Raw genomic sequence first — 10,951 nt, 5'->3', positions numbered from 1 at the left:
ACCTATAATAACATTCGTTTCTGTACAAATTCTGTACATTTTCGACAAGAATAGTGGAAAAAGCTAGAAATTAATAAAAAAAACGACTCCCTCGCATAATTAAATGCTGGAGTCGTTTTTTTGGTATATAGATGATTGAATAATAGCTACCTAAGCTTGCTCTTCTTTTATAACCTTAAGGCGTTTCATTACATCATTTGCGCCGCGTCCGTAGTAGTCGTGCAGCAAGTTATATTCCGCATACAGCTTCTCGTAAACTGCAACGTTTGCCGGAATCGGCTTGAACGTTTCTTCGCGTACACGAGCCATCTTCTGAGCCGCATCAACAATGCTGTCGAAACCGCCCTTTGCGGCACCAGCTGCTACTGCTCCAAACATCGCTGCACCAAGTGCAGGCGTTTGCTTGGATGCTGCGACCTTGATCTCGCGATTCGTTACATCTGCATAAATCTGCATAAGCAGCGCGTTCTTCTGCGGCAATCCGCCGCATGCGTACAATTCATTTACTTCAACCCCGTTGCTGTGGAACGCATCGACGATTTTGCGTGTGCCAAATGCCGTTGCTTCAAGAAGGGCGCGGTAAATTTCCCAAGGTTTCGTTAGCAAGGTGAGGCCTACAATGGTACCTGTCAAATCTGTATCTACAAGAACCGAGCGGTTTCCATTCCACCAGTCAAGCGCCAGTACGCCGGATTCGCCAACGTTCAGCTCGCTGGCTTTGCGAGTCAAATAAACATGTACATTTTCGCCAGCCTGCTCTGCCTCTTGAAGTACGTAGGCTGGAACAGATTCCTCAACGAACCATTCAAAAATATCGCCAACCGCTGATTGTCCCGCTTCGTAGCCAAAGTAACCCGGAATGATGCCGTCCTCAACGACACCGCACATTCCTTCCACTTCCTTCTCTTCCGTTCCGAGCAGCATGTGGCAAATCGATGTGCCCATCGCCATAACCAGCTTGCCTGGCGTAACGACGCCAACACCTGGCACCGCCGCATGTGCATCCACATTGCCAACCGCGATCGCCGTGCCTGGCGCAAGTCCGATGCGTGCAGCCATATCAGGCAGCAATTCTCCAGCCTTCGAGCCAAGCGGTACAACTTCACCGCGCAGCTTCGTTTCTGTCAGGTTTTCTAAACGAGGATCAAGCGCTTTGAAAAAATCCTTGCTTGGATAGCCCTCTTGCTTATGCCACATGCCTTTGTAGCCGGCCGTACAGCTGTTGCGAACAATATTGCCGGTCAATTGGCCAATAACCCAGTCCGTCGCTTCAACAAATTTATCTGCAGTTTCATAAATGTCCGGTGCTTCATTCAAAATCTGCCATGCTTTGGCCATCATCCACTCTGATGATATTTTGCCTCCATAACGCGGCACCCACTTCTCACCGCGCTGCGCTGCCATTTCGTTGATAAGGTTAGCCTCATCTTGTGCAGCGTGATGCTTCCACAGCTTCACCCAGCTATGCGGATTATCCTTGTAGGCATCCTGTACACATAGAGGATTCCCTTCTCCATCGATGGGAAGCATTGTACATGCTGTAAAATCGATGCCTAAACCGATGACATCAGCAGCATGGATACCTGATTCCTTCATCACCGCAGGAACCGACAATTCCAACACTTCAATATAGTCAAGCGGATGCTGAAGCGCCCAGTCATGCTCAAGCTTAATGCCAGATACCGGAAGCTTCTCATCAATAACGTGGTGAGTATACGGCGTGACATGCTCCGCTACCTCGGCACCGTTAGATAGATCCACAAGAACAGCTCGGCCCGATTGCGTGCCGTAGTCTACACCAATTGCGTATTTTTTGCTCATTATCCGAATCCTCCTTATTTTTGGCCGTAGTAGGCGTTCGCTCCGTGCTTGCGTAAATAGTGTCGGTCCAATAAAGCTTGATCCATGGGCTGAACATTCGGGTTAAGCTGATACGTATGAAGAGCCATCTTCGCCACTTCCTCCAGCACAACCGCATTATGAACGGCGTTATGCGGGTCTTTGCCCCAGCAAAAAGGAGCGTGGCTGTTTACGAGCACCGAAGGCACTTGGTTTGGATCGATATGGTTTTTATTGAAGGTTTCAACGATGACATTGCCCGTTTCCAGCTCATATGCGCCGTTGATTTCCGCTTCTGTCATCGCGCGTGTGCAGGGCACCTCGCCATAGAAATAGTCGCCATGCGTCGTGCCAAGCGATGGAATAGAGCGCCCCGCCTGTGCCCAGCTTGTCGCCCAAGGCGAATGGGTGTGTACAATTCCACCTATCGAAGGAAACGCTTTGTATAGCAGCACATGAGTAGCCGTGTCCGAGGAAGGTCGAAGATTTCCTTCAATTACATGGCCATCCAAATCTACGACAACCATCTGCTCGGCTTTTAACTCCTCGTAAGGAACGCCGCTCGGCTTAATAACCGCATAACCAGACTCTCTATCTACACCGCTGACGTTGCCCCAAGTAAATGTAACTAATCCGTACTTTGGAAGATCCATATTCGCTTCCCAAACCGCATGCTTCAATGCTTCTAACATGACCACTTATCGCTCCCTTCAAGCTCACATTTCTATGCTGATCCGCATTCACTTATACGGACATCGCCATAGAATATCTTTGCTTTATTATAAGTTGTACGTACAAGTGTGTCACGTCTTTTTTATTCATCCATTTAAAAAGCATTAACCGTTCAGCAACAGCTTAGCTTTGGGGCGGTCTAGTTGAATCACGTATAACAAGCTGCGGATCATATATTTTATCCTGCGTTTGTCGCCGCTGGTGCTGCTTATCCAGCATACTAAGCAGCAATTCGACCGCATCCGTGCCCATTTCTGTTTTTGGATGCGCAACGGTTGTCAGCTTCACTTCGGTAGCCGTAGCCAGATTCGCATCATCAAAACCGACAATCGAAAGATCCTCAGGCACCGTTAAGCCAGCCTGCCTTACGATATCAAGCATTTTTACAGCCAGCTCATCGTTATAGCAAATAATAGCGGTCGGCCGTTGATCCGGCTCACGCTGCAGCATCGCAAACAAGGCCTGCATCGGCTTGTCCTGCTTCTCCTCCGTCGTATAGCGCAGCAAATAATCCGGCGGAACMGTGTGCCCTTGCTCCCGATGAGCCCGTAAAAAACCGCGCATCCGGTGTACGCCTTGAAAGTCATCCGTCTTAAAAAATCCAGCGATTCGCGTATGGCCGAGCTTAATTAAATGCTCTGCGGCACGATAGCCGCCAAGCTCGTCATCCACGCGCAAGCATGGCGCATCCACGTCGCTGTATCGCTCATTGAGCATAATGTATGGGATTTTGAGCGCATCAAGCGCCAAAAAATAATTAAAGTTTGGGTTGCCCTCCGCGCTCTTCGTCGGCTCAATAATGAGCCCGGTCAGCGGCTCGCGCAGCATCGACTCCAGGCTATCCTTTTCTTTATCCTTTTCATTATCCGTGCTCGCCAGCAGAAGTCTTGCCCCTACAGCGCGCAAGCTCGATTCAACGCCTCTGACGATGGTCGGGAATATATAATCTGATATATGGGTCGTAATCATCCCGATCGTCATCCCTTGGGATGAGTTTTTCCGCTCTGGCGCAGATTGGTCCGACACGAACGTCCCTTTCCCTTGTACGCGGTAGAGCCAGCCCTCCTGCTCCAAATCACCTAGTGCTTGGCGCACCGTTTGCCGGCTCATCTCGAATTGCTTGCCGATCTCATTCTCCGATGGCAGCTTCTCGTGCGGCTTAAACTGCGCTGTGACGATCCATGATATAATTTCCTGCTTTAATTGCATATATTTGGGCGTTTGCTGTTCCTTCACTTCACACCTCAACTCCGTTAGTTGTATTCCTGTAGTATATCATACGCTGAACTTGTACGTACATGATCTCAAGTTCTAACCATAAAACCGGCCAAAAGACAAAATAAAAAGCCGCTCATTAGCGGCCTTCATTTCTCATGGATTAGAACTGCGTTTCCTTCAGCCTCTCCAGCATGTACTTTCTGACCTCATCGCCTAGATCCGCACGCTCTAATGCAAAATCAATCGTAGCTTGTACAAAACCAAGCTTGTCGCCTACATCATGTCTAATACCATCGAACCGATAAGCCATTAAAGAAGAGATATGGTTTAATTGCTGTAAGCTGTCTGTCAGTTGAATTTCCCCAGCTTTGCCTGGCGTCGCTTTCTCAAGCAGATCAAATATGACAGGATCAAGGACGTAGCGTCCAACAACCGCATAGTTGGACGGGGCTTGTCCTTGCGCCGGTTTTTCAATAATGTTGCGTACTCGCGCTACCTGCTTATCCCGCTCAATATCAACAATACCATATTTATGCGTCTGATCCCAAGGCACCTCCATCACAGCTACAACAGATGACTGTTCCCTCTCGTACACATCCATCATTTGCCGCAAGCAAGGCGGATCAGCTTTCAAAATATCGTCGCCTAGCAATACCGCGAACGGCTCGTCCGCTATGAAGCGGCGGGCGCAAAGCACTGCATGGCCAAGGCCTAGCGGCTCCTTCTGACGAACATAATAAATATCTGCCAGCTGTGATATTTTCCGCACCATCTCCAGCATTTCTTCGTTATGACGCGCTTCCAGCTCCATTTCGAGCTCGGCAGATTTGTCAAAATGGTCCTCGATCGCTCGTTTGTTGCGTCCGCTGACGATTACGATACTCTCGATGCCTGAATTTACAGCCTCTTCTACGATATATTGAATAGCAGGCTTATCGATAATAGGCAGCATTTCTTTCGGCTGCGCTTTCGTAGCCGGCAAAAACCTTGTCCCTAATCCCCCAGCAGGAATGATCGCTTTCCGAATCCGCTTCTCCACCTTAACATCTCCCCCAGCTCTTTGCTTTCTATGCAATCGCTCCTTTTATCATAACGGTTTCACCCTCGGTTTTCCATGTCTTCAAAAGCTTCCACTGTCGCTTCTATCCAGCTTCGTCCCATAACTAAGCAGTTGCTCGTGCAAATGGGAGCTTAATCATAAAGCTTGCTCCAGTAAGCTGGTCCGCACTTGGATCAAGCGCGATGGTTCCGCCGTGAATATGAATGATGGTTTGTGCGATCGAAAGCCCAAGCCCGCTCCCGCCTTGGCTTCTATCCCTTGATAAATCCCCTTTATAAAAACGCTCAAATATTCGCTCGCGATCCTCCTCATGAACGCCTATCCCGGTATCGGTAATTCGTACCACAATGGAACCATTCTGTTCGGACAAAGACAAAAAGATTTTGCCGTCCTCTGGTGTAAATTTCATGCTGTTGGCAAGCAAATTCATCCATACCTGATTAAGCTGATCACGATCAGCAGTAATTACCGTTTCCTCCATTAGCAGCTCGACCGTTTGCCTCTTGGCCATCCACTGCGGCTCGCAGGCAAGCACCACATCTCGAAGCTGGCGATCCAGTCGATAGGGCTGCGGGTGAAAAGGATGCTGCTGCGAGTCGAGCGATGCCAAATTAAGCAAATTTTCACTTAGCCGAGAAAGCCGCATGCTCTCTTGCTTAATGATGCTAATATAACGCTCCCGCTCAGCTCCAGTAACCTCCTCGCTGCGCAGTGCTTCTGCGAAGCCGCCAATCGACGTAAGGGGAGACTGCATTTCGTGCGAGACATTGGATACAAAATCCTGACGCATCATTTCAAGCTGTGATAAGCTGAGCGCCATTTTGTTCATGCCCTGCGCAAGCTCACCGAGCTCATCGCCGCGTCTTGCGGGCAGCCGTACACTGAAATCCCCCTGTGACATTCGCGTCGCAGCGTTCGTCATCATTTTTAGAGGCCTCACTAAATAACGGGCCACGATTAGAATAAGTACGCTTCCGACGAGCAGCAGCGTAACAAGCAGCGTGACAGCCGTCCATAAGAAGTTGCTATTTTGCGGAAAACGATTTGGCTGAACGAACAATGCCCATCTTTCATTGCCGAATGACACAAGTTTCCCTAAAGCAGGCGGCGAAGGCGGGCTAACCTCCTCACTAGTGTATACATCCAGCCTGACAGAGCTGCCGCCAAATACCTTTCTTAGCTGCTCGAATGTAAGTCGCTCCATAATCAGCTCGCTTCGCTCGCCAGCCCTTACTAAATAGTTGGAGCTGCTAATAGCGACAATTGACTGCCCTTGCAAGCTTGAGATCTCTTCCAAAAATGCTTGCAAATCTGCCGGCTTCGAGACGGCATAAAGCTGTTCTATGCGAGCAATCGACTTCTCCAGCTGATTGGGCAGCTGCCCCCTTGCATCCCTCTTGAACATTTGGTTCGTGAACAAAAAAGCGACCCCGATGCTAATCAGAACGATAACGAGGAATGTAGCCGTAATTCGAAAGTAAAGGCCGCGAATCATGACCATACCTCCAATCGATACCCTAGTCCGCGAATCGTTACGATACAGAAACGATATTGCTCCTCGGGAAAACGGTCCCGCAGTCTTTTGATATGGACATCAACGGTTCGCTCGTCCCCCTCATAGTCCATCCCCCATATTTGTTCTATTAGATGATCACGGGCAAAGGTTTTGCCTGGATAGCTTGCCAGCTTGAACAGCAGCTCAAACTCCTTAGGCGGCAATGTTACCTTCTCGCCACCAGCTGACATATGAAAGTCCGTTCGATTCATGAGGACATCACCGAACTCCACCGTCTGCGAAGCGGTAATCCGGTATCTTTTGAGCAGCGCCTTAACCCGGGCTATGAGCTCCGGCGGATCAAATGGCTTGACCATATAATCATCCACACCAAGCTCAAACCCCTTCACCTTTTGCGAGGTTTCCCCCTTGGCAGTCAGCATGAGCAGCGGAATATCATAGCTCGCTCGCAGTTCCGCGCAAAGCGCCCACCCGTCCATGCGAGGCATCATTACATCAATAATTGCAAGATCTGGTCGTACCACGTCCAGCTTCTCTAATGCGTCTATACCATCTATAGCTTCAATGACCTGACAGCCTTCTCTTTTTAGGAAAAGAGCTACCAGCTCGCGAATGTTTGGATCGTCGTCTGCAACTACGATTTTGGGCATTTTTTTCTTCCTCCAATTAGACTTATGTCGTTATGATTTCAGCATACATGACCAACATGAACGTTACATGAACGATATTGACTTTAAAGCTACATTATAATAATTTTAAAGTAGGATTTATTATTCAACGGAATTTTGAATGGAGGATATAGATGATGCATAAAACAATAATTATTGGTACAGGACCTGCCGGATTGACGGCTGCCATTTATTTGGCTCGCGCGAACATGGAGCCGCTCGTTATTGAAGGGTGGCAGCCAGGCGGCCAGCTTACAACAACAACAGAAGTAGAAAACTTCCCAGGTTTCCCTGATGGTATTTTGGGCAGCGAGCTAATGTCCAACATGCGTAAGCAAGCACAGCGCTTTGGTGCAAAATTCAAAACAGGCTCTGTAAAAAGCGTCGACTTCAGCAAACGTCCCTACACGCTTGATGTGGAAGGCATTGGCGAGCTGCAAGCCGAATCCATCATTATCTCTACAGGCGCTTCAGCCAAATACCTCGGCATTCCGGGTGAGCAAGAAAATATCGGTCGCGGCGTAAGCACATGTGCAACTTGTGATGGCTTCTTCTTCCGCGGCAAAAAGATTATTGTAGTAGGCGGCGGCGACTCCGCAATGGAAGAAGCCGTGTTCCTTACTCGCTTCGCTTCCGAAGTAAGAGTAGTTAACCGCCGCAATGAGCTGCGCGCATCAAAAATTATGCAGGATCGCGCTCGTGCGAATGACAAAATCGTATGGAGCCTAAACCGTACACCGCTTGAAGTTGCTGCAACAGGCATGGGCTTGCAAGGGTTGAAGGTGCGCAATAATGAAACGGGCGAGGAAGAATTGCTTGAAACAGACGGCGTATTTATTACGATCGGCCACACGCCTAACACTGGCTTCCTTGGCGGTCAAATCGACACCGATGAGCAAGGCTACATTATTGTGAAGCCGGGCACTTCCGAGACGAACATCCCAGGCGTATACGCTTGCGGCGATGTTCAAGACCGTAATTACCGCCAAGCGATTACCGCTGCTGGAAGCGGCTGTATGGCTGCTCTGGATTGYGAGCGCTACTTGGAATCACTAGCGCATGAAGCGGTTAATGCATAATTTTTTTTCAAAACTAGACTAGTACAATACGTGCAAATTATGTATAATAAAAGTGTTGAGATTTACAATAGAAAGGCAATGCTACCGCAACCATTTGTTCGCAATATGCTTCGCGTGAGCGGCGCCTGAACGTGTTATGGGAGAAGGTACAACCTCGGCTTATTATGAGCAGAGAGGTTGTGCCTTTTTTCGTGTTTCCATATCTTTTCTCACATCATCCATGAAGGAGCGATAATCATGTTATTAGAAGCTGTTTATCACAGACCGAAGCAAAACTGGGCTTACGCCTACGACGGAAAAACGCTGCACCTCCGCTTGCGTACCAAAAAAGACGATGTTGCTGTAGTTGAAGCAATCGTTGGCGACAAGTACGCGTGGGATCAAACGATCACAACGGTCCCTATGCATATTTTCACTTCGGATGCACGATTCGATTATTGGGAAACCTCCGTTATCCCTCCTTTTCGGAGGCTGCGTTATGCGTTCCGCTTAATAAGCGGAGATGAGGCGATTATTTTCTCGGATAAAGGTATCGAGCTTACACTTCCTGACAACTCAAATTCATTTTTTGATTTCCCATATATTAATCCAATCGATGTATTTGAGCCGCCAGCTTGGGTGAAGGACGCTGTCTTTTATCAAATATTCCCTGAACGCTTCGCGAATGGCGATCCTTCGATCAATCCTGAAAATGTGCTGCCTTGGGGCGGCGAGCCTACGCCAAAAAACTTTTTTGGCGGTGACCTCCAGGGTGTAATTGATCACTTGGATCATATTTCAGCACTTGGCATTAATGCGGTATATTTCACACCGCTGTTCGAAGCAACGACCAATCACAAATATGATACACAAGACTACATGAAGGTTGATCCGCATTTTGGCACAAATGAGAAGTTGAAGGAATTGGTTGATGCCTGCCATGCCCGCGGCATTCGTGTCTTGCTTGATGCGGTATTCAATCACTCAGGCAAAACCTTCCCTCCATTTGTCGATGCTCAGAAAAACGGACAGCAGTCAAAATATGCGGATTGGTTCTATGTTCGGGAATGGCCGCTGCAAGTGGTGGACGGCGTTCCGACGTACGAGACCTTCGCATTTGAGCCGCTTATGCCGAAGCTGAACACCGAGCATCCTGAGGTGAAGCAATATTTGTTCGAGGTAGCTCGCTACTGGATCGAGGAGATCGGAATCGACGGCTGGAGATTGGATGTTGCCAATGAGGTTGATCATCAGTTTTGGCGTGAGTTCCGTCAGACGGTAAAAGCAGTGAATAAAGACGCTTATATTTTGGGCGAGATTTGGCATGATTCAATGATGTGGCTGCAGGGTGATCAATTCGATGCGGTTATGAACTACCCTTTCACGAATGCAGTTCTTGATTTCTTTGCTTATCAAACGATTGATGCCTCTGACTTCGCTAATGCGATTGGAGCGCAGCTTGCAGCATATCCGCAGCAAGTAACAGAATCGGCTTTCAACCTGCTCGATAGCCATGATACGCCTCGTCTGCTTACGATCTGCGAGGATAATACGGATGCGATGAAACTTTCTTCGCTCTTCCAGCTGACCTTCCCTGGAACCCCATGTATTTATTATGGCGATGAGGTAGGCATCAATGGCGCTGGCGATCCAGGCTGCCGCAAATGCATGGTGTGGGACCCAGAGGAGCAAAACCGTGAGTTGCTCACGTTCTATACCGACGCAATCGGACTGCGCCACAAGTACAGCGCGCTTCGCAGCGCTGATATTCGCTTCGTGCACGTTGGCGCAGCAGATGGCACCTTGGTCTATGAGCGTCGTGAAGGCAGCCAACGGCTTCTTATCGCGATGAATGCTCGCGGCGAAGCGGCTGATCTGAGCTTCGTAATTGAAGCTCAGCCGACTGATTGCAACGCTGCTCCTCATGCTGTTGCTTTTAGAGGCTTTGCGAAACCAGCAGCTGCAGCTGCAACTGCTGTAAGCGAGACTTCTGCATCCCCAGTGGCTGCCTCGATCGAAAATGCTAAGGCCGATGCTAGATCGGTTGCAACAGCTGTCATCACCGATAACGGCTCATCGACTTGGTCTGTATTGTTATCAAACACTAGCAAATATGCAGTAAGCTCTTCCGTTGCAAGCAGCAACGACGGTAAACTTCAATTCACATTGCCTGCTTACGGCTATGTGATTTTGGAGCAAACAGCAAGCAACCACTAACCTTGTTTCCTTAGGGCAGTCCAATCGCGGACTGCCCTTTTTTTGGGGGTTGATTCACACGTCCATGTAACACAATAAACACCTATTTGTGCTTACAGACCAGTAACCATAGCTACTTCTCGGCTGTAAGAACACATACGTGCTTACAGCCTCTTTTCTACCCGCCGCATGCGCCGAATTCGCTCAATAAGCACCTATGTGTGCTTACAGACCAGTAACCTTAGCTAGTTTCTCGCTGTAAGAACACATACGTGCTTACAGCCTCTTTTCTACCCGCCGCATGCGCCGATTTCGCTCAATAAGCACATATACGTGCTTACAGACCAGTAACCTTAGCTAGTTTCTCGCTGTAAGAACACATACGTGCTTACAGTCTCCTGCCTACCCGCCGCATACGTCGAATTCGTTCAATAAGCACCTATGTGTGCTTACAGACCAGTAACCATAGCTACTTCTCGGCTGTAAGAACACATACGTGCTTACAGCCTCTTTTTTACCTTCCGCATACGCCGAATTCGCTCAATAAGCACCTATGTGTGCTTACAGACCAGTAACCATAGCTAGTTTCTCGCTGTAAGAACACATACGTGCTTACAGCCTCTTTTCTACCTTCCGCATACGCCGAATTCGCTCAATAAGCATC

8 protein-coding genes are annotated in these 10,951 nt (G+C 48.7%); 2 read left to right on the top strand and 6 right to left on the bottom strand.

Annotated elements, in window-relative coordinates; translation table 11 throughout:
- Positions 1-150: 150 nt before the first annotated feature.
- From AC1DPK_RS30195 to AC1DPK_RS30170, 6 genes are all read right to left on the bottom strand, one after another.
- On the bottom strand, positions 151-1,821 hold the full coding sequence (locus tag AC1DPK_RS30195) for a ribulokinase (protein WP_441907994.1): 1,671 nt from the start codon (positions 1,819-1,821) through the stop codon (positions 151-153).
- Between the two features lie 14 nt (positions 1,822-1,835).
- Complete coding sequence (gene araD, locus AC1DPK_RS30190) at positions 1,836-2,531, bottom strand: L-ribulose-5-phosphate 4-epimerase (RefSeq protein ID WP_076268854.1); 696 nt, start codon at positions 2,529-2,531, stop codon at positions 1,836-1,838.
- A gap of 163 nt (positions 2,532-2,694) precedes the next feature.
- The gene (locus AC1DPK_RS30185) at positions 2,695-3,807 is read right to left on the bottom strand and encodes a GntR family transcriptional regulator (RefSeq protein ID WP_441878509.1); all 1,113 of its coding nucleotides are present in this window, start codon (positions 3,805-3,807) and stop codon (positions 2,695-2,697) included.
- A gap of 142 nt (positions 3,808-3,949) precedes the next feature.
- Positions 3,950-4,828: a UTP--glucose-1-phosphate uridylyltransferase GalU gene (gene galU, locus AC1DPK_RS30180; protein ID WP_477512560.1), complete on the bottom strand. Its 879-nt coding sequence runs from the start codon at positions 4,826-4,828 to the stop codon at positions 3,950-3,952.
- 124 nt (positions 4,829-4,952) lie between these two features.
- On the bottom strand, positions 4,953-6,344 hold the full coding sequence (locus AC1DPK_RS30175; protein WP_477512559.1) for an ATP-binding protein: 1,392 nt from the start codon (positions 6,342-6,344) through the stop codon (positions 4,953-4,955).
- On the bottom strand, positions 6,341-7,015 hold the full coding sequence (locus AC1DPK_RS30170) for a response regulator transcription factor (protein ID WP_477512558.1): 675 nt from the start codon (positions 7,013-7,015) through the stop codon (positions 6,341-6,343). Before AC1DPK_RS30170 ends, AC1DPK_RS30175 begins: the two co-directional genes overlap by 4 nt.
- A gap of 155 nt (positions 7,016-7,170) precedes the next feature.
- On the opposite strand from AC1DPK_RS30170, the gene trxB reads away from it, so the two are divergent.
- Both trxB and AC1DPK_RS30160 read left to right on the top strand, forming a co-directional pair.
- Complete coding sequence (gene trxB / locus AC1DPK_RS30165; protein ID WP_076268899.1) at positions 7,171-8,112, top strand: thioredoxin-disulfide reductase; 942 nt, start codon at positions 7,171-7,173, stop codon at positions 8,110-8,112.
- A 237-nt stretch (positions 8,113-8,349) separates the two neighbouring features.
- Positions 8,350-10,308 carry a glycoside hydrolase family 13 protein gene (locus AC1DPK_RS30160; RefSeq protein WP_477512557.1) on the top strand — a complete coding sequence of 653 codons (1,959 nt, stop codon included), beginning with the start codon at positions 8,350-8,352 and terminating at the stop codon, positions 10,306-10,308.
- Positions 10,309-10,951: the final 643 nt, after the last annotated feature.

This window comes from Paenibacillus sp. 01T424, assembly GCF_056398745.1.
Note: the sequence above shows the minus strand (reverse complement) of the source record. Positions and strands in the feature narration are given on the sequence as shown.

Coding starts and splice junctions, on each gene's coding strand:
- AC1DPK_RS30195 (WP_441907994.1), bottom strand. CDS start 1,821: ATGAGCAAAAAATACGCAATTGGTGTAGACTACGGCACGCAATCGGGC.
- araD (WP_076268854.1), bottom strand. CDS start 2,531: ATGTTAGAAGCATTGAAGCATGCGGTTTGGGAAGCGAATATGGATCTT.
- AC1DPK_RS30175 (WP_477512559.1), bottom strand. CDS start 6,344: ATGATTCGCGGCCTTTACTTTCGAATTACGGCTACATTCCTCGTTATC.
- AC1DPK_RS30170 (WP_477512558.1), bottom strand. CDS start 7,015: ATGCCCAAAATCGTAGTTGCAGACGACGATCCAAACATTCGCGAGCTG.
- AC1DPK_RS30160 (WP_477512557.1), top strand. CDS start 8,350: ATGTTATTAGAAGCTGTTTATCACAGACCGAAGCAAAACTGGGCTTAC.